Consider the following 18498-nt stretch of genomic DNA (forward strand, 5'->3'; position numbering starts at 1 on the left):
CCGTTCCGGGTTCAATTTGACCGGAGCTTCTCCAGATCGGCAATGCTGTCCACGTCCTGCATTTCATCAACCAATGCGATCCGTGCGCACCCAAGTGTTTCACATGTGTCAGACAAGGTATGTTCGCTAGACCAACGCACGCCGTGGAAAAGCGTTGTTGGCACGGGACCAACACGCTTTAACCCAACCAGCCAATACCCTCCATCCATTGCAGGGCCAAAAACCGCGTCATGATTTCCGAGGGCACGAAATGCTTTGTTTATGTGTTGACGCGTCACACCCGGAATGTCGGCGCCGATAATGACAACCGGGCCATTTGGCATCATATGAAAAATGCGACCCATCCGGTCGCCAAGGTCGCCCGTTCCTTGCGGGATGCGTGGCAGATGCGTTGGCCAGACGCGGCTTGTCAAACCATCGGTATCTGGCGCGACCGAAAGTACAACATCCCAACGCGGATCAGTTACATCGCGAAGCAATCGCCGCACCTGATGGCGAAACCACCAAGCCGCGGCTGTCTTGCCAATACCTCGCCCAAGCCGCGTTTTTACCCGACCGGGGCGCGGCTCTTTCACCATCACCACCAGTTGTTGACGGTATCTAGGCGAAATAGTCACGCAGGATCCGCCCGTAGATCGCTTTCAGTTGCGGTATCTGTTCAACTTCAACCCGCTCATCAACCTGATGCATTGTTTTGCCAACAAGCCCGAACTCCACCACCGGGCAATGGTCTTTGACAAACCGCGCATCCGAGGTTCCACCCGACGTTGACGCGATTGGCCGCACGCCACATTCCGCTTCGACCGCTGTTGCGATCAGTTCTGACAGCGGGCCAGGTGGTGTTAAGAAGCTTTCCCCGGAAACCTGCGTTTCCATCTGGATATCAACGCCCGTCTGTTGGGTTACGACCGCTGCTTCCTTTGCCAGCCATTCGATCAGACTGTCGGAGGAATGCGCGTCGTTAAACCGAATGTTCACGGTTGCCTTGCATTCAGCAGGAATAACGTTGTTTGCCGGATTGCCCGCATCAATCGTTGTAACGGCAAGTGTGGATGCATCAAAATGGCCGGTACCTGTATCGAGTTCATGGCCTGCCAACCGATCGATCAACCGTGCCATGGCGGGAAGCGGGTTTAGCGCACGATGTGGATATGCTGAATGACCCTGAATACCTTTCGCCGTAAAATAGGCGGTCATGGAACCGCGCCGCCCGATTTTCATCATCTCGCCCATGTGGTTCGGGCAGGTCGGTTCGCCCACCAGACAGGCGCTCATCGCTTCGCCGTTCACCTTCATCCAGTCAAGAAGTGCAACGGTGCCGTCAATTGCATCGCCTTCTTCGTCGCCAGTTATGGCCAATACAACCGCACCATCCGGTGGCGTCTGCGTAACAAATTCAATTGCAGCGGCAGCAAATGCTGCGACACCCGACTTCATATCAGTTGCGCCGCGCCCCCACAAAAATCCATCTTTTTCCTCGCCACCAAAGGGATCGACTGTCCAAGCGGCTTCGTCGCCAACAGGCACAACATCGGTATGACCATTGAACCCAAAGGTCTTCGGATGACCCTTTTCACCCCAACGTGCGAAGAGGTTTACTACTTCTCCGCGATCAACACGGGCGCAATAAAAACCTGCGCGCGATAAATGCGTTTCCAGAAGTGCGAGCGCACCCCCATCAGCAGGGGTAACCGAAGGGCAACGGATTAGCTCCGCACAAAGTTCGACAACATCAATATCTTGGGTCACCTTACCCCTCCTTTATACCACCGATAGACATTTCCTTCTGACGAGGCAATGTCAACCGCCTGACAATACTGTTGCCCCAGAGAGACACGCAAATTTGCGGAAACTACAACCAAGGCATTCTTTTGTTAACAATCTGTCAAACACTTGATTTAGTGCAAAATAATAACAGACCCGAGGCAGGGCAAACTTAGGACCAAAAATAAAAAACGGTCCGATCGAGCGGTAAGAGACTAATATCGATGATGGCTGGGCTATGCCCGGCTATATGTTTGCGTTGCCTCCTTGCAGGGCCGGGGGCAGACATGGTTACAGCATCGGAACTTCCGATCAACACCAAAGCTAACGCCGTTAGCATGGCAAATACGATATTTGGCGACGGTGTTACTGTTGTCGGCGCAAGTTACTCAGGCGACAAGAACTCATCCGGTACTTACTCAGACGGCGATAACACCTCCCCCGGTGTCACGCCGGGCGACACGGGCGTTATCCTGTCAACTGGACGTGCCAAGGATTTTACCAATTCATCGGGGCAGTCCAACCAATCGACCAATACATCCACCAACACCAAGGGTGTAAATAACGACCCAGACTTTAATTCTCTTGCCGGCACTAAAACCTACGACGCGTCAATGCTGGATGTCGATTTCATTCCGGACAGCAACATTTTGACAATGCAGTTTGTGTTCTCGTCTGATGAATACCCGGAGTACACAAATTCAATTTATAATGACGCGGTCGGTGTTTGGGTAAACGGCAACCCCGTTCAACTGGCAATTGGCTCTGGCCAGACGAATGTCGGAAACGTCAACGACACCAACAACGTAAATCTCTACAATGACAACACGTCTGATGCGTTCAACACTGAAATGGACGGCTTTACTGTCACAATGACGCTCAAGATGGTTGTTGTACCCGGCCAATTGAACTCGATCCGGATCGGCATCGCGGACGTCGGGGATTCAAACTATGATTCAAATCTGCTGATCGCTGGAAACAGCGTTCAGACTGCGCTGATCGCATCAGATGATACAGTTGATATTGGAATAAGCGGCACTAAAACTCTTGACGTTCTCGCAAATGATACCGGCCCAAACGGAAGCTCGTTAACAGTTACACATATCAATGGAAACGCTGTCGTAGCAGGCGATACCGTGACACTGGCGACCGGGCAGCAGGTTTCTCTGAATGCGGATGGAACGTTTTCCATTACAACAGACGCCGACGAGGAAAGTGTCAACTTCACTTACACCGTTGCAAATGGCGGTGGAAATGGGATTTCTGATACCGCATTTGTGACCGTCAACACGATACCGTGTTTTGTGGCTGGCACCATGATCCTTACGCCTGACGGTGAAGTGCCTGTTGAAACGCTTGAGCCCGGCAATCTGGTTATCACCCATGACGACGGCCCCCAGCCCGTACGATGGATAGGCCAGCGACGTGTTCCAGCCAAAGACAATCTTGCGCCGATATGCATCAAGGCAAATACGTTTGGCTCGCATCGCGAACTTTTGGTGTCGCCGCAGCACCGGATTTTGATCAGCGATAGTCTTGCAGAACTGCTGTTCGGAGAAGCCGAAGTTTTGATCGCCGCTAAAGACCTCGTCAACGACTACACGGTACGTTCGCAAGAAGGCGGTATGGTTGACTATGTGCATATCCTGTTTGACCGCCATCAGGTCGTGTTCTCAGAAGGCCTGGCAACCGAGAGCTTTCTGCCCGGCCCTCAGACAACACGCAGCTTTGAACGGGAATGTGTTGAAGAGATATGTTCAATTTTTCCTGAACTTAATCCGGATACTGGCCTTGGATACAGCCCGGCCGCGCGCCGAACCCTGCGCGCCTATGAAGCTCGGGTCTTGATTGCAAGGAGCGTTGCAGCGTAACAGGGGCGAAGACAAGAAAGAAAACCCTTGCTTACCTGTCAGACGCAACAGCCAAAACTGTGCATTTGCGCCGATACCGGACACCTGCAATGGGGCGAGCTGAAAAGAGTGTGATAATCCAAGATGACCTGGCTGGCGCTTTGCGATTTTTCTAACTCATTTTTTTCTCCTCTTGGGATATCACATCCGTCGGCAGTAGGCGGTTCCAAACCATCTGACGAGCAGCTTTTGGCAAAGGGTAGCCTTGTCATCGAAATTTCCACGCTTGAAGAAAATTCAAACGCATTGGAACTGATAAATTTTTATTCAGTTTCCGATTGGGGAACGCAGCTAAAAATCAGTCTTACACAGAACGACACTGTCATTTTACGACATATTCAGGGGTCACGTCAGATTACGTTGGAAACGGGGGAGGGCGCGCTTGTTCGCGCGCAACCCTCCAGGATCATTTTCTCCTGGGATGCCCCGCAACGCTGGGGGCAGCTAACGATTGAAAACCTTGATGACGGGTCTGTGCATACCAAAGACGTGTCGGATCCGTTGCCAGTTCCTGTCGTTGACGTCCATCACATGACGATGTCACCCGAAAGCACGCGTGCTGTTTCAGAAGTTCTGTTTTTTACGTTTTCGGACCAGATTGAAGAACATGGCCTTATCCCCGGAATTGTCGCGTCTTCACCGGTGGAAACGCCAAATGGGCCAGAGCTTGTGCAAAACCTGCGCGTGGGTGATTTGGTTTCAACACTGGACAGTGGTCCTCAGCCTATACGCTGCCTTATGGTGCGTGATGTTCCGGCGCATGGTCACTATCAGCCTTTGCGGCTTCGCGCCCCGTATTTCGAGCTAAACCAAGATATCATGGTTGCGCGGAATTTGCGTCTTTTGGTCGAAGGTGACATGGTCGAGTATCTTTTCGGAGAAGAAGAGGTCCTGATCAATGCAGAGCATTTGCAAGACACCTATTCCGTTTTACCCGAAACGCGATTGAAAACTATTCGCTACTATCAGTTACTGTTTGACCGTCCAGAGATTTTGAACGTGGCGGGAAGTAGTGTTGAGAGCCTGTTCAGGCCACAACCATCTGGCGAAGATTTTTCAGATGAATTACCGGTTCACACCGAACCATCGCGACCAGTTTTACGCCCCTTCGAGGCCTACACGTTGAAATCTATGCGCGCAGGCTAGGTGATCTGGGCCTGCCGATCAGGTATCATAGAACGGTGTCATCTGCGCAACGATTACAGAGTTTTCAATAAGCGCACGGTTCATCAGGTCTTTTTCCTCGTCCCCGATATCGTGACCTTCAGCAAGCCGTTCCTCAAGTGTGCCGTACCCGGAAACATCCAGTGGTGCCATCTCTGCCTGCTTGAGGATCGCGACAGTTTCACGCACGGCCTCTGCTTCATCAACGCCCGACGCATAGATCATCAACGCCGCACCTGTTGCGGTTTTGGGTAACCCGTCACCCGTAGAACGGCCGACCTCGACCAGCAGGGTATAGACCTGCTGGCGAGATTTTTTCTTAGGCTTATCAGCTACTTTCTCAGTCACGAAGTAACTCATTAATAGAGGTTTTTGACCGCGTCTGTGCGTCTACCTTTTTCACGATAACAACACAGTATAGGTTGACGCCATTCTTTGACGGCATCGACCCCGAAACAACGACAGAGCCGGCAGGAACTTCACCATAAGTTACGGCGCCAGTTTCACGGTCGACGATCTTGGTGGACTGGCCAATGTAAACGCCCATCCCTAGAACAGAACCTTCGCGAACGATACAGCCTTCCACAACCTCGGAACGCGCGCCAATGAAACAGTTATCCTCAATAATCGTCGGTCCTGCCTGCATCGGCTCAAGAACGCCGCCAATGCCAACACCGCCAGAAAGATGCACGTTCTTGCCGATCTGTGCGCAGCTTCCGACGCTGGCCCATGTGTCAACCATTGTACCTTCATCGACATAGGCTCCAAGGTTCACGAACGATGGCATCAAGACCACACCGGGCGCGATAAATGCGGATTTGCGGGCGATACTGCCGGGCACTGCGCGAAAGCCTGCAGCACGCCACTGGTTTTCACCCCAGCCGTTGAATTTACTATCAACCTTATCCCACCAGCCGGAACCTTGCGGCCCGCCTGCGTGTGGCTCCATATCCTTTATGCGAAACCCAAGAAGCACTGCTTTCTTTGCCCATTGGTTGACGTGCCAGTCCCCGTTTTCACGGCGTTCCGCCACGCGCAGCTTACCGCTGTCGAGCGCATTCAGCGTGTCTTCAATCGACTCGCGGGCTTCGCCAGTCGTTGACGGAGTGATAGTATCACGCGCCTCCCAGGCGGCTTCGATGGCAGTCTCTAGTTGTTCATTCGACATCGGGCGTATCCAATTCGTGTATGGCCTCGGTTGGGCGAAGCCTATAGACCAAAAGAGAGTAACCGCGCAATGCAGGACAGTAAGTAAATAAGGAACGCGCATATGAAAGATGATAGCCGTCGGCATCCGTTTCGCCATTCTCACGAGGACATGAAAACGGCCCGCGAGATTCCGGACACCCCACAAACCCGCGCGCCATCTTATCGACTGGCTTTTGCGGATGAGGAATTTCTTTGCCGGGACGAATTGCGGCCCGTCCGGTTGCAACTGGAACTGCTAAAGCCAGAGATGCTTCTGGATGAACATGGCATTCAAAGCACAATTGTTCTTTTTGGCGGTGCGCGCATACCCGAACCTTCAAAAAAAGATTCAGCGCGCACAGAGACACTGGCCGATCTGTCAAAATACTACGACGTGGCGCGTGAATTTTCCCGACTGATGACGATAAAATCCCAAAAAAGCGGTGGCCGCGAAGATGTCATCGCAACGGGTGGCGGCCCTGGCGTCATGGAGGCTGGAAATCGCGGGGCGGCTGACGTGGGCGGACATTCAATTGGTCTCAACATTGTACTGCCCCATGAACAAGCACCCAATGAATATGTGACTCCCGGTCTATGCTTCAACTTCCACTACTTCGGCATTCGTAAGATGCACTTCCTGATGCGCGCCAAGGCGGTTGCTGTCTTCCCCGGTGGATTTGGAACGCTGGACGAAATGTTTGAAAGCCTGACACTGATTCAAACTGGCCGGATGAAAGCCGTACCCTTCCTACTGTTTGGTGAATCGTTCTGGCGTAAAATCATCAACTGGGAGGCGCTATCCGAGGCGGGAACAATTTCGGCAGAGGATTTAAAGCTGTTTCAATTCGTCGATACGGCGCAACAGGCCGTGGATATTATTGAAAACTGGCCAGAGAACCATTCGCCTACAATTCTGGAGTAAGGCTTAGTGGCCGACCACAGGTGTATCAAGACAAACATGCCGCGAACATTCCATTTCAAGCGTGCTATGGTCGATCTTTAGGTCGGCCAAAACAGTGCGGATGCGGGTTTTGATCGCATCCGCATCACCCCAGCGTCCTTCGCCAATGACAACATGCGCCTGAAGGGCGGCTTTCTTTTCTTCCAATTGCCAAAGATGCACGTGATGCACGCCTGTAACCCCGTCTATATTTTTCATAGCTTTAAGCACGTCATCCATCTTGACCGAAGGCGGACGGCCCAGCATCAGGACGCGGATCACATCACCAATTTCGACTGCGGCATGCCAAAGGATATAGGCCGCGATCATCAGGGTTACGATCGGATCAACGATCATCCAGTCGTAAAGTATGATCAGCGTTCCCGCGACAATCACCGCGACAGAGCCCAGCGCATCCGCGAGATTATGCAAAAAGGCGGCGCGAATGTTCATGCTGTCCTTGGACATTGTGTACGTCAGCGCTGCCGTCACAAGGTCAACTGACAGTGCAACGGCAGCAATTATGACAACGATCCAGCCGTCAATTCCGACGGGATCAAAAATCCGCATCACCCCTTCGTAGATCAGATAAATCCCGATCACGATCAGCGTGGTGTAGTTGATAAGTGCAGCGACTGTTTCGACGCGGGCATAGCCAAAGGTCATGTCGCTATCCGCAGGGCGTCTGGCAATTTTCCGGGCACCAAAGGCAATCACCAGCGACACGGCATCGCTGAGATTATGAATCGCATCTGCGATCAGCGCGAGCGAACCTGACAGCAAGCCGCCGACGATTTGAACAAAGGCCAGACCAAAGTTGACCAGAACAGCCAGTGCGACACGCCGATCACCTGCATCAGGGTCTATGTGGGCGTGACCATGGTGGCCGTGATGGTCATGCGGCATTCGTCACTTCCCAAGCCCGGCATCAGCTTCGATCTGTTTGCGGCTTTTACGCGCACGCTCGGTTGCAGATTTCAACTGTCCACAGGCGGCCATGATATCCTCGCCCCTTGGTTTACGCACTGGCGAGGCATAGCCAGCATTATGAACGATATCGGCAAAGGCGCGAATACGGTTGTTGCTTGAACGTTCGTACGGCGCACCTGGCCATTCGTTGAACGGGATCAGGTTGATCTTGGCCGGGATGCCCTTGATCAGTTCCATCAGGCGGTGCGCATCTTCGTCGCTGTCGTTTACTCCCTTGAGCATCACGTATTCAAAGGTGATGCGTTCTGAATTAGACGCCTTGGGATAAGCGCGTAGGGCGTCAAGCAAGGCCTGCAGATTCCAGCGTTTGTTGATTGGAACCAGCTTGTCACGCACTTCATCGGTTGTGGCATGAAAGGATATTGCCAGAAGGCAGCCGATCTCTTCAGCGGTACGTGCAATTTCCGGCACGACACCTGAGGTCGACAATGTGATGCGCCGACGCGAAAGTGATATACCTTCGGGGTCCATCGCGATTTTCATCGCGTCGCGGACGTTTTCAAAGTTGTAAAGCGGCTCCCCCATGCCCATCAGTACGATGTTGGACAACAACCGTGCTTCTGGCGGGTTTGGTTTTCCAAGTTCAGGCCATTCGCCCAGATCATCCCTTGCGACCATCACTTGCCCGATTATTTCGGCCGCCGTCAGATTTCGCACAAGTTTCTGAGTACCCGTGTGGCAAAACGAGCAGGTTAAAGTGCACCCAACCTGAGAGGACACGCAGAGCGTTCCGCGACTTTCTTCGGGGATATAGACGATTTCCACTTCGTGTCCGCCGGCGATCTGCACCAGATACTTGCGAGTCCCATCTTCGCTGACTTGCTTGGTTACTACCTCGGGGACTTCTATAATAAAGTGTTCTTCCAACAACGCGCGGTAGTCTTTGCTGAGGTTGGACATCAGATCAAAGCTGCGCACACCCTTTTGATAGAGCCACTGCCAAACCTGCCCAGCCCGCATCTTGGCCTGTTTGTCGGGCGTCCCAGCCGCAATCAAGGCAGCGTGCAACGCATCGCGTGTAAGGCCGACAAGATTGGCCTTGCCACCTTCAGGTTGCTTGCGCGGGATAGTCAGAACATCCTGCGTTATAGGGGTATTGGCCGACATGGCGCATTCTCCAGAGACTCGGACGCGCGTTCTACACCAATTCAGAGAAGATGAGAACCACCATAGCCAGTGTCGCCAATCCTGCCGACACCCTGCCAGTCAGAAGAATGCAGGGCTGCGTGTGTCTCAAAAGACTTCAGACAATAGGAATGGACCGGACCAATTGAAATCGGGTTTGTAAACAGCTCTGGGAAAAGTGAACGGAGTTCTTCCTGCGCTTCTTTGGCAAAACCGGACGCGGCGGCGACACTTGGGTGAAAGCTTTCCGTCAGTGCGCCTTCCGACCAGACAAGTTCGTGCTCTTCAAACAGGATATGAAAATATTCGGGCTGACGGAGATGCGTACAAACGCGAATTCCGTTTGTTCCAACCAGATGCCGCGCCGGAACCAGCACATCTGAAGAGAAAAACATCAGGTTGAATACAGGTGCGCGCAGCAAAACCCGATGACTTGGCGACACAATAAGATCGCGTTCAGGCGTATCTTTTCCAAGGCTTCCTTTTGGGATGAGAATGGGTAACAGATGACGGTCGCGTGAGCCCTGAATATCCAATTTTCGCGACGCCACCCATTCTATCGCCGCAAAATCACTTTCTGCGGTCAGGACTTTATCTCCGACGCACAAATCTTCTATAGGGCAGAGACCTTTGTCAGTTTCGATCAAGGTCCCCTTCAGAAAACAGGGGACAACACCGGGGTCGGGCGGGGTCTGGTCTGAAAAATTGACCCCATCAATCGAAACAAGCGACGCATTCTGTGAGTTTGATTCACCGATCTGGGTTGAACTGCTACCAGACGCGGGGCCTTCGGATGCATCCACCACCCTAGCGAAAGAAACGAACGATGTGACCGTTCCGTCAACAACCAGTGCAACAGCACCATTTTTGTTGATAGCGGCATCAACAACATAGATGTCATCACCCGCTATCGTACCGACAACCGAGCCAAGATCATTTATAGACCTTATCGTTCCGTTCGAATTGTAGATAACGATCTGAACACCAGAAGAATCAGCACCCTCATCCAGAACCACTTCGACAAAATCCTGCGCACCAGGGCCCAGATATTTGATTTCTGAAAGAAAAGGTGCAGGCATTTTCAGTCTCGCCCTTCACACGTCGGGAACATATTTCACAAACTTGGCATGCGAGGGAAACTAATCATGCCACACCTAAATACATCTTAACTGCCACAACGATTTTCGGCTTCGTCAAGTGCTGCAGTAAAGCCCAGCAAAGAAAACGTATCACGTGTAACCGTCCCACGTGCGGAACGCCCGGTCACGACTGCTTGGGCACCACGTTTCATTGCAGTTATGATTTTTGCGTCATCGGCACTTGAGGCTGGCCATGCGTTTTCACCCGTTGTGAAAAGCTCAAAACCGCTATCCCCAATTTGAAGCTGAACGGTTGAGCCACCTGCAAACGGATAGCCACCGGTAAAGGAAACTTCACCATTTACGTTTGACCCCGGACGATATGAGACAAAAAGCAATATCTCACTGCGCCGGACGGCGACCACCCTGTTGTCCTTGGTATTTACGGTTTCTTTCGGGCTTGAAACGGCCCAGCATTCTGTCGGGTTATCTTCGACAAAAACGCTCCAATCGGTGCTCGCTGCGACACGGTTATCTGATGTTTCCTGTGCAAAGACGCCTGTCGCTGCCAGTGCAAAAATCGCACCACCCAGTCCACGTGCTAAAAGTGATTTCATGGTTCTCACAGTCTCCAACTGTATGTGCCTCAGATGAGCCTAGCCAAATTAGCCCTTTCCGGACCTTATTTATTCATCAGGCTGTTTACTATTCGATGCGATCACATTAGCGCATAACTGCTTATATTTAAAAGCCCTGTTAGCGGAAAATTGCGCAGGAGCCGTTGGGAGGAGCAAGAATGACCGATCCGGTAACCTTAGTAGAAGTATGGCGTGGCCCTTTTTTGGAATCCACGCACCGTGGTCATGCTGTAATTTGCGATTCCTCTGGCGATATTGTTCAGGCGTGGGGCAACCCTGACCGGGTGATCTTGCCACGGTCTTCCTGCAAGATGGTGCAGGCGCTTCCCCTGATCGAAAGCGGCGCGGCGGCGGCGGCGGGGCTGACCACAGAACAGCTTGCACTTTCTTGCGCATCCCATCAGGGCGCCCTCATTCATACAAGCAGGGTTTCTGCATGGCTGTCCGATCTTGGGCTTGGCGAAGGTGATCTGCGTTGTGGTCCGCAAGAGCCGGACGATACAGAAGCGCGTAATGGGTTGATACGGGCGTATGAAGAACCCTGCCAACTGCACAACAACTGCTCGGGCAAGCACGCAGGCTTTCTTACGCTAGCCAAGCATCTGAACGCGGGTTCCGAATATATTGAGCCTGACCACCCGGTACAGAAGGCAGTCAAAGAAGCCTTTGAAGAGGTCACCGGACAGGAAACACCCGGCTACGGTATTGACGGCTGTTCCGCCCCGAACTTTGCGACAACCGTTCACGGGCTGGCGCGGGCAATGTCGTTTTTTGCGTCCTGTTCCGCCGATGGCGCATCTGTGCGTGAACGCGCGGCAGCGCAATTGGTACAAGCAATGGCCACCTATCCAGAGCTTGTTGCGGGAGAAGGCCGTGCCTGCACCGAAATGATGCGGGCAATGGATGGCAAGGTCGCAATCAAAACTGGGGCAGATGGTGTTTTCGTCGCAATTATTCCGGAGAAGAAGCTTGGCGTTGCGGTCAAAATCGTCGACGGTGGGACCCGTGGTTCAGAATGCGCTATTGCTGCGATTCTGACGAAATTAGGTGTGTTAGACCCTAATCACCCTGCCACATTGAAGCGGATGAATGGCCCAATGTTAAATCGGCGCGGTATCGAAGTCGGCTCTGTACGGCCTTCGGCGGCGTTGCTCTGAGGCCAAAGTGTTTTGCGTTTACACGGCGTATTCAGTTCACAAATTCATCACGGGAATAGCCTTGGATAAACAAGAGTGCGGTAAGGTCACCGTGATTGATGCGAATGTCGCATTCGGCGGCCACAATGGGTTTTGCGTGGAGCGCAACGCCTGCTCCGGCTAGCCCCAGCATTCCAAGGTCGTTCGCGCCATCGCCAACGGCCATCACATCTTCTGCGTTCAGGCCAAGGCGCGTTGAAATCTCTTTCAACGCTGTAACCTTTGCTTCGCGGCCAAGAATTGGAACCCCAACCTCTCCGGTTAGCTTTCCGTCTGATACGAGCAGTGTATTCGCCCGATTTTCGTCGAATCCCAGCGTTGCAGCAACGCGCGCGGTGAAAGCCGTAAAGCCGCCAGATACTAAAGCGGCATGTGCACCGTTCGCTTTCATTGTCGCAACCACTGCCTTGCCACCCGGCATATAGGTGATCCGGTTTGCAAGAACTTTTTCTATTACCTTTGCGTCTAAACCCTTTAGTAAACCAACCCGTTCGCGCAACGCATCTTCGAAATCCAGTTCGCCATTCATGGCCCGTGCGGTTATACCTGCCACCCGTTCGCCGACGCCCGCTTCCGCGGCCAGTTCGTCCACGCATTCCTGTTGGATCATGGTGCTGTCCATATCCGCCAGAAGCATTTTTTTCTTACGGTTCTCAACGGGTTGAACCACAAGATCGATACCCAGTTTTTGCATCTCTCCCCAGACATCCCAACGGTTTCCCGGCACCGTCGCAATGGCAAATTCTGCGGCAACATCTGGGGAAAGCCACTGTGCATCCCCCCCGCCCCAGGCATTGCGTAATGCATCGACCGTTGCAGGTTCCAGCACAGGGTTTTTGGGGTTGGTCAGAAGAGTGGCAATGAACATAGACAGGTTTCCGATAGTGGACGTTTGGGTCGTTTTTTGCAGCTCAAGCGGCGCAATATCGCCTTTTTGTGACTTGCGCCAGCCTGTTTCCGCCCGTATGTCCGGCAGTGGGACACCCTTCCCCAACGAAGGGCGAATATCTGAGAGGATATCCATCAATGGATACGAAACAACCGGTAACGCGGCCGGCTAACCCGCGTTTTTCTTCTGGCCCTTGCGCCAAACCCCCCACATGGACTCCTGCCAAGCTTGCTGACGCGCCTTTGGGCCGTTCGCACCGGGCTGCTATTGGCAAGGACAAGCTGAAAGCTGCGATCGAAACGACGCGCGAAGTGCTTGGTATTCCGGCTGACTACCGTATTGGCATTATGCCTGCGTCCGATACCGGCGCGATGGAAATTGCGATGTGGTCTTTGCTAGGTGCCCGTCCGGTTGAAATGCTGGCGTGGGAAAGTTTTGGCTCCGGATGGGTTACAGATGTTGTTAAACAACTGAAACTCAACGCAAATATTCGCACGGCTGACTATGGCCAGCTCCCTGATCTCGCGACGACAGACTTCACCCGCGATGTGGTTTTCACATGGAACGGCACCACATCCGGCGTGCGTGTTCCGAACGGTGATTTCATCCCGGCGGACCGTGCGGGCCTGACAATCTGCGATGCGACTTCGGCTGCATTTGCGCAGGATTTGCCTTGGGACAAGCTCGACGTTACAACATACAGCTGGCAGAAAGTGCTTGGTGGTGAAGCGGCGCATGGGATGCTCATCCTTAGCCCGCGCGCGGTTGAACGGCTCGAAACTTACGTCCCGGCCTGGCCTCTGCCTAAAATTTTCCGCCTGACCAAAGCTGGTAAACTGATTGAAGGTATCTTTCAGGGCGCAACCATCAACACCCCCTCGATGCTATGCGTTGAGGATTATTTGTTCGCGCTTGACTGGGCAAAATCGGTTGGTGGCCTAAAGGGTCTGATTGCCCGCGCAGACGCAAATTCCGCAGTAATAGAGACGTTTGTAGCCGATCATGACTGGATCGATTTCCTGGCAGAAGTACCGGCAACACGGTCTAACACCTCTGTCTGTCTGAAGTTCGCAGACACCCGTATCAAAGACGGCGCAACTTTTGCCAAGGCCATAGCAAAGCGGCTGGAAAGCGAAGGTGTGGCTTATGACATTGGCGCTTACCGCGATGCCCCAGCGGGTTTGCGGATCTGGTGCGGTGCGACGGTTGAAACCTCTGATATCGAGGCGATGTTGCCGTGGCTTAACTGGGCGTTCAGCGCTGAAATTGCCGCGCTGTCCGAGGCGGCCTAAACGGCAGGAACTTGCAACTCTTTAAAGGTTGCAAACCCCGAATTTTAAAGTTTTACAATATTCAGGAGAGCCCAATGGCCCCCAAAGTACTCGTCTCTGACAAGCTCAGTGAAACCGCCGTTCAGATTTTCCGTGATCGCGGGATCGATGTGGATTTTGAACCCAACCTAGGCAAAGACAAAGACCGCCTGCTGGAAGTGATTGGACAATACGATGGTCTCGCTATCCGGTCCGCCACCAAGGCGACGGAAAAGCTAATCAATGCCGCAACAAACCTGAAGGTGATTGGCCGCGCGGGAATCGGCGTCGATAACGTTGATCTGAATGCGGCGTCCAAAAAAGGTGTGATCGTGATGAACACACCGTTTGGTAACTCGATCACGACGGCAGAACACGCCGTTTCGATGATGATGGCCGTCGCCCGGCAAATTCCCGAGGCGAGTGCCTCTACCCATGCCGGAAAATGGGAAAAATCAAAATTCATGGGCGTTGAGCTAACAAGCAAAACACTTGGCGTAATTGGCGCAGGCAATATTGGCGGTATCGTTTGTGACCGGGCGATTGGCCTTAAGATGAAGGTCATTGCTTATGACCCCTTCCTCAGCGAAGAACGCGCCGCGCAACTGGGTGTGAAAAAGGTTGAGCTGGATGAATTGCTCGAGAGGGCTGATTTCATCACGCTTCACGTACCTTTGACCGACAAGACCCGTAACATCCTGAGCCGTGAAAACATCGCAAAGACGAAAAAAGGCGTGCGGATCGTGAACTGTGCTCGTGGTGGCCTGATTGACGAAGAAGCCTTGGCAGAAGCGCTTAAGTCCGGACATGTTGCCGGGGCCGCCCTGGATGTGTTCGCAGTCGAACCTGCAACCGAAAGCCCGGTTTTCAACCTGCCAAACGTGGTTTGCACCCCGCATCTGGGTGCTGCAACAACCGAAGCACAGGAAAATGTGGCGCTGCAAGTTGCTGAACAGATGTCAGACTACCTGCTGACGGGTGCCGTCAGCAATGCGCTGAACATGCCTTCGGTCACTGCTGAAGAAGCCATGGTCATGGGACCGTGGATCAAACTGGCCGAACATCTGGGCGCTTTCATCGGTCAGATGACGGAAGAACCGATCAAGGCAATCAACATCCTCTACGATGGTGTGGTGTCTACTATGAACCTCGAGGCCCTGAATTGCGCAGCGATTTCAGGGATCATGAAGGCCTCGAACCCGGATGTGAACATGGTGTCTGCTCCGGTGATTGCAAAAGAACGCGGAATTTCCCTGTCTAAAACCACACAGGAAAAATCTGGTGTGTTTGATGCTTATATCAAGCTGACGGTTGTCACGGACGAGCGCGAGCGTTCGATCGCGGGGACGGTATTTAGTGATGGAAAACCAAGGTTTATCCAGATCAAGGGCATCAATATTGATGCTGAGATCGGGCAGCACATGCTCTACACCACAAACAATGACGTACCGGGTATCATTGGCACACTCGGCCAGACCATGGGCGAGAACGGTGTAAACATCGCGAACTTTACGCTTGGCCGTGCTGCGGTTGGCGGCGAAGCGATTGCGCTGCTTTACGTTGATGACGTGATTAGCGACCCGGTGTTGAAAAAGCTTTGCGATACAGGCCTGTTCAAATCTGTGAAACCGCTTGAATTTGACGTTGCCTGAACCTGAACAGGTGTTATCTGAGTATGACGCAGCCCCATTGTGGGCAGCGTCATTGCTTTTGCATACTCGTGCCCGTGCCGGGCCGGAGGACATATGACAAACCGGACCTACGCCATAGGCGACATTCACGGCTACCTAGATAAACTGAAAGCTATTCATCAGCTTATCGAGCAGGATCGTGCGCAAATCGGTGATTTTGAGGCACCTGTTATCCATATCGGTGATTTGACGGATCGTGGCCCTGATAGCCGGGGTGTCATCAACTATCTGCTAAATGGCATTACAGAGGGAAAACTCTGGCGCGTGCTAAAAGGCAACCACGACCGCATGTTTGCCGGATTTATGCATGACGCAAACCACCAAGACCCCCTGTTGAACCCGACATTGGGCTGGCTGCACCCTCGTTTGGGCGGGAATACCACGCTGATGTCATATGGAATCGAAAATGCAGATGCCCGCCCACAGGCAGACGTGTTCGCGGAGGCGTTGGCCAAAGTTCCGGAAGCACATGTAAAGTTTCTTCAGTCTCTGGAGCATTTTGTCGCCCGGGGTGACGTGTTTTTCGCCCATGCGGGCATACGTCCCGGAGTGCCGCTGGCAGAGCAATCAGAGGATGACTTGCTTTGGATTCGGGCAGAATTTCACAATAGTACCGCTGACCATGGCCCACTTATTGTGCATGGCCATACCCCGGTTGAGGCAGTCACACATTATGGCAACCGGCTAAATATCGACACGGGCGCTGGTTACGGTGACGCCATTTCCGCAGTGGTGCTTGAAGGGCGTGAAGTTTGGCAAATCACACCCGCTGGTCGCATCAAAATAGACCCTATTAAGGCTTAGTAGTTCATTTTTTGAGCTTCGCGGCAGTGATCGCTTCGCTCAGCACCTTGCGATCACCGATATGATTTGCAAGCAACAGAACAAGCCGTGCATTCAGCGCATCGCTTTCTTCCTTGGTGTGGGACTCGTGCAGATCAAGCAGTTCCGCATAAAAGCCGTCGGCGTCAGGAATATTAGGGGTGGTGATTAACATAAGGACTCTCCTCAAGCCTGGGCTGTTGCGCGAAGGACGGCGTTACGTACGGCCGCCTCGTCATATTCGACCCAACGGGCGGCAACATGTTGATCTGGCCGCATCAAGTAGATTGCCGATGATTTTTCACCAAGATAGCGGTCATCAAAAGTTGGACTTTCGCCCGGTGCGACGCGCAGGGTTTCGACCCGAATACCATCAACATCCAGAAAATCAGGCGCATCTGTCCCGATCGCGAGCAATTGAAAATGGTTGCCAAGCGCATCCAGAAGCCAGAAATCTGCCAGAGGTGCGTCAAGTGCAGGTGCGCCGGGGCGGGTGTCTTCCGGCAATGTTGTTTCATCCGGGGTGTTCAGGCTTGAGCCATCGTAGACACAAGGTACGGACAAACGGCCGGAGTTAACCAACGGGCGGGCAAATTCGTGCTGCTCGGCCAAATCAAGCACCGCATCGCGGAAAATTCGGCTGATATCGGATTTTGGTGTGATGAAATCGGTCGAACGGGAAGAGTTAAGTATGTTCTCTTCCGCGCCATAGACCCTTTCGGCATCATAAGTGTCGAGCAGGGTATCCGGCGCTTTACCGTCTAACACCAGTTTCAGCTTCCAGATCAGGTTATCGGTGTCTTGCAGACCGGAATTTGCCCCGCGGGCACCAAAGGGGCTGACCTGATGCGCGGAATCGCCCGCAAACAATACGCGACCATGGCGGAAATTTTCCATCCGCCGGCACTGGAACGTGTAGATAGAGACCCATTCCAGATCAAAACGCGCGTCTTCACCAAGCATCGCCCTCAGCCGCGGAATAACGTTTTCAGGGCGTTTTTCCCGCTCTATGTCGATGTCCCAACCAAGCTGCAGGTCAATGCGCCAGACACCATCGGGCTGTTTGTGCAACAGGGCTGATTGCCCTTTGTTGAACGGCGGATCAAACCAGAACCAGCGTTCTGACGGAAAATCTGCTTCCATGATAACGTCAGCAATCAGGAAGTTATCCTCAAAAATGCGGCCAACAAAGTCGAACCCCAACATCCGGCGGGTTGGTGAATTTGCCCCATCACAGGCAATCAGCCATTCCGCTTCGAGGTTATAGGGTCCCTCGGGCGTATCAATTTCCAACGTCACCTGATCATCATGCCGCGCAATTGCAGAGACCTTGTTTCGGCCACGAATTTCGATTGGTTTACCTTCTGCTTCAAGCTCGCGAACGCGATTTACCAAATATTCTTCTAAGTAATACTGTTGAAGGTTGATGAAAGCGGGGCGTTTATGGCCAGCGTCGGCCTGAAGATCAAATTTATAGGTTTCGCGCTTACCAAAGAACACTTTGCCGGTGTTCCAGGTGACCCCCTTGTTCACCATCGGGTCACCACATCCGAGTCTATCAAGGATTTCGAGCGGTCGTTTGGCGAAACAAATGGCCCGTGATCCAAAGCTGACCTTGTCGTTGTCATCCAGAACAATGACCGGAACATCCTGTTGGGCAAGGTCGATCGCAGCAGCGAGCCCGACCGGACCCGCCCCAATCACAACAACCGGGTGCCGTATCCTGGATACATCCTGATCCGGCGAACGGGTGTATGGATAGAGCGGTGTTTCAAATATTTTGGTCATCGTC

The 18498-nt window shown here is 52.9% G+C and carries 18 protein-coding genes; 7 read left to right on the forward strand and 11 right to left on the reverse strand.

The features are described from left to right. Positions 1-11: 11 nt before the first annotated feature. The gene (locus MWU63_RS14420) at positions 12-578 is read right to left on the reverse strand and encodes a TIGR04282 family arsenosugar biosynthesis glycosyltransferase (RefSeq protein ID WP_213890533.1); all 567 of its coding nucleotides are present in this window, start codon (positions 576-578) and stop codon (positions 12-14) included. A gap of 22 nt (positions 579-600) precedes the next feature. After that, positions 601-1749: a succinyl-diaminopimelate desuccinylase gene (gene dapE / locus MWU63_RS14425; RefSeq protein ID WP_247078501.1), complete on the reverse strand. Its 1149-nt coding sequence runs from the start codon at positions 1747-1749 to the stop codon at positions 601-603. Between the two features lie 302 nt (positions 1750-2051). Between dapE and MWU63_RS14430 the strand changes: the two genes are divergently transcribed. Both MWU63_RS14430 and MWU63_RS14435 read left to right on the forward strand, forming a co-directional pair. Then, a complete protein-coding gene (locus MWU63_RS14430; RefSeq protein WP_213890487.1) occupies positions 2052-3635 on the forward strand; it encodes a Hint domain-containing protein in 1584 nt (527 codons plus the stop codon). A 123-nt stretch (positions 3636-3758) separates the two neighbouring features. After that, positions 3759-4820 (forward strand): Hint domain-containing protein, encoded by a 1062-nt coding sequence (locus MWU63_RS14435; protein ID WP_247078503.1) that lies wholly within the window; start codon positions 3759-3761, stop codon positions 4818-4820. Between the two features lie 18 nt (positions 4821-4838). Here MWU63_RS14435 and MWU63_RS14440 read toward each other — a convergent pair whose 3' ends face one another. Continuing rightward, complete coding sequence (locus MWU63_RS14440) at positions 4839-5186, reverse strand: hypothetical protein (RefSeq protein ID WP_247078505.1); 348 nt, start codon at positions 5184-5186, stop codon at positions 4839-4841. Further along, positions 5179-6006 carry a 2,3,4,5-tetrahydropyridine-2,6-dicarboxylate N-succinyltransferase gene (gene dapD, locus MWU63_RS14445; protein ID WP_213890490.1) on the reverse strand — a complete coding sequence of 276 codons (828 nt, stop codon included), beginning with the start codon at positions 6004-6006 and terminating at the stop codon, positions 5179-5181. The genes MWU63_RS14440 and dapD overlap by 8 nt, the downstream gene beginning before the upstream one ends. A 102-nt stretch (positions 6007-6108) precedes the next feature. Here dapD and MWU63_RS14450 point away from each other — a divergent pair, with 102 nt between their 5' ends. Next, positions 6109-6948 carry a TIGR00730 family Rossman fold protein gene (locus MWU63_RS14450; protein ID WP_213890491.1) on the forward strand — a complete coding sequence of 280 codons (840 nt, stop codon included), beginning with the start codon at positions 6109-6111 and terminating at the stop codon, positions 6946-6948. A gap of 3 nt (positions 6949-6951) precedes the next feature. Here the strand turns inward: MWU63_RS14450 and MWU63_RS14455 are convergent, their stop codons facing one another. The 4 genes from MWU63_RS14455 to MWU63_RS14470 all read right to left on the reverse strand — a co-directional run bounded on the left by MWU63_RS14455 (position 6952) and on the right by MWU63_RS14470 (position 10777). Beyond that, positions 6952-7872 (reverse strand): cation diffusion facilitator family transporter, encoded by a 921-nt coding sequence (locus tag MWU63_RS14455; protein WP_213890492.1) that lies wholly within the window; start codon positions 7870-7872, stop codon positions 6952-6954. 3 nt (positions 7873-7875) lie between these two features. Beyond that, complete coding sequence (rlmN, locus tag MWU63_RS14460; protein ID WP_213890493.1) at positions 7876-9063, reverse strand: 23S rRNA (adenine(2503)-C(2))-methyltransferase RlmN; 1188 nt, start codon at positions 9061-9063, stop codon at positions 7876-7878. Positions 9064-9104: 41 nt separating this feature from the next. After that, on the reverse strand, positions 9105-10160 hold the full coding sequence (locus tag MWU63_RS14465; protein WP_213890494.1) for a Hint domain-containing protein: 1056 nt from the start codon (positions 10158-10160) through the stop codon (positions 9105-9107). Positions 10161-10246: 86 nt separating this feature from the next. Then, positions 10247-10777, reverse strand: a complete 531-nt coding sequence (locus MWU63_RS14470; protein WP_213890495.1) for an invasion associated locus B family protein — start codon at positions 10775-10777, stop codon at positions 10247-10249. Between the two features lie 179 nt (positions 10778-10956). On the opposite strand from MWU63_RS14470, the gene MWU63_RS14475 reads away from it, so the two are divergent. Beyond that, positions 10957-11955 (forward strand): asparaginase, encoded by a 999-nt coding sequence (locus MWU63_RS14475; RefSeq protein ID WP_247078507.1) that lies wholly within the window; start codon positions 10957-10959, stop codon positions 11953-11955. Between the two features lie 31 nt (positions 11956-11986). Here MWU63_RS14475 and serB read toward each other — a convergent pair whose 3' ends face one another. Next, on the reverse strand, positions 11987-12862 hold the full coding sequence (gene serB / locus MWU63_RS14480; protein ID WP_213890535.1) for a phosphoserine phosphatase SerB: 876 nt from the start codon (positions 12860-12862) through the stop codon (positions 11987-11989). 158 nt (positions 12863-13020) lie between these two features. Here serB and MWU63_RS14485 point away from each other — a divergent pair, with 158 nt between their 5' ends. The 3 genes from MWU63_RS14485 to MWU63_RS14495 all read left to right on the forward strand — a co-directional run bounded on the left by MWU63_RS14485 (position 13021) and on the right by MWU63_RS14495 (position 16688). Next, on the forward strand, positions 13021-14175 hold the full coding sequence (locus tag MWU63_RS14485) for a phosphoserine transaminase (protein ID WP_213890497.1): 1155 nt from the start codon (positions 13021-13023) through the stop codon (positions 14173-14175). A gap of 74 nt (positions 14176-14249) precedes the next feature. After that, positions 14250-15845 (forward strand): phosphoglycerate dehydrogenase, encoded by a 1596-nt coding sequence (gene serA / locus MWU63_RS14490; RefSeq protein WP_213890498.1) that lies wholly within the window; start codon positions 14250-14252, stop codon positions 15843-15845. Positions 15846-15938: 93 nt separating this feature from the next. After that, positions 15939-16688: a metallophosphoesterase gene (locus MWU63_RS14495; protein WP_213890499.1), complete on the forward strand. Its 750-nt coding sequence runs from the start codon at positions 15939-15941 to the stop codon at positions 16686-16688. A 4-nt stretch (positions 16689-16692) separates the two neighbouring features. Here MWU63_RS14495 and MWU63_RS14500 read toward each other — a convergent pair whose 3' ends face one another. Together MWU63_RS14500 and MWU63_RS14505 are read right to left on the reverse strand one after the other, a co-directional pair. Further along, positions 16693-16881, reverse strand: coding sequence for a DUF2783 domain-containing protein (locus MWU63_RS14500; RefSeq protein WP_213890500.1), 189 nt, complete (start codon positions 16879-16881; stop codon positions 16693-16695). An 11-nt stretch (positions 16882-16892) separates the two neighbouring features. Then, positions 16893-18494 carry an FAD-dependent oxidoreductase gene (locus MWU63_RS14505; RefSeq protein ID WP_213890501.1) on the reverse strand — a complete coding sequence of 534 codons (1602 nt, stop codon included), beginning with the start codon at positions 18492-18494 and terminating at the stop codon, positions 16893-16895. Positions 18495-18498: the final 4 nt, after the last annotated feature.

Source organism: Pseudohalocynthiibacter sp. F2068 (genome assembly GCF_023015645.1).
Lineage (GTDB): Bacteria > Pseudomonadota > Alphaproteobacteria > Rhodobacterales > Rhodobacteraceae > Pseudohalocynthiibacter > Pseudohalocynthiibacter aestuariivivens.

Excerpts from the sequence above, each read along its gene's own strand:
- MWU63_RS14420 (WP_213890533.1), bottom strand. The coding sequence starts at position 578 with ATGGTGAAAGAGCCGCGCCCCGGTCGGGTAAAAACGCGGCTTGGGCGA.
- serA (WP_213890498.1), top strand. The coding sequence starts at position 14,250 with ATGGCCCCCAAAGTACTCGTCTCTGACAAGCTCAGTGAAACCGCCGTT.
- rlmN (WP_213890493.1), bottom strand. The coding sequence starts at position 9,063 with ATGTCGGCCAATACCCCTATAACGCAGGATGTTCTGACTATCCCGCGC.
- MWU63_RS14505 (WP_213890501.1), bottom strand. The coding sequence starts at position 18,494 with ATGACCAAAATATTTGAAACACCGCTCTATCCATACACCCGTTCGCCG.
- MWU63_RS14430 (WP_213890487.1), top strand. The coding sequence starts at position 2,052 with ATGGTTACAGCATCGGAACTTCCGATCAACACCAAAGCTAACGCCGTT.
- dapD (WP_213890490.1), bottom strand. The coding sequence starts at position 6,006 with ATGTCGAATGAACAACTAGAGACTGCCATCGAAGCCGCCTGGGAGGCG.
- MWU63_RS14435 (WP_247078503.1), top strand. The coding sequence starts at position 3,759 with ATGACCTGGCTGGCGCTTTGCGATTTTTCTAACTCATTTTTTTCTCCT.
- MWU63_RS14485 (WP_213890497.1), top strand. The coding sequence starts at position 13,021 with ATGGATACGAAACAACCGGTAACGCGGCCGGCTAACCCGCGTTTTTCT.
- MWU63_RS14455 (WP_213890492.1), bottom strand. The coding sequence starts at position 7,872 with ATGCCGCATGACCATCACGGCCACCATGGTCACGCCCACATAGACCCT.
- MWU63_RS14475 (WP_247078507.1), top strand. The coding sequence starts at position 10,957 with ATGACCGATCCGGTAACCTTAGTAGAAGTATGGCGTGGCCCTTTTTTG.
- MWU63_RS14470 (WP_213890495.1), bottom strand. The coding sequence starts at position 10,777 with ATGAAATCACTTTTAGCACGTGGACTGGGTGGTGCGATTTTTGCACTG.
- MWU63_RS14465 (WP_213890494.1), bottom strand. The coding sequence starts at position 10,160 with ATGCCTGCACCTTTTCTTTCAGAAATCAAATATCTGGGCCCTGGTGCG.
- MWU63_RS14450 (WP_213890491.1), top strand. The coding sequence starts at position 6,109 with ATGAAAGATGATAGCCGTCGGCATCCGTTTCGCCATTCTCACGAGGAC.
- serB (WP_213890535.1), bottom strand. The coding sequence starts at position 12,862 with ATGTTCATTGCCACTCTTCTGACCAACCCCAAAAACCCTGTGCTGGAA.
- MWU63_RS14495 (WP_213890499.1), top strand. The coding sequence starts at position 15,939 with ATGACAAACCGGACCTACGCCATAGGCGACATTCACGGCTACCTAGAT.
- MWU63_RS14500 (WP_213890500.1), bottom strand. The coding sequence starts at position 16,881 with ATGTTAATCACCACCCCTAATATTCCTGACGCCGACGGCTTTTATGCG.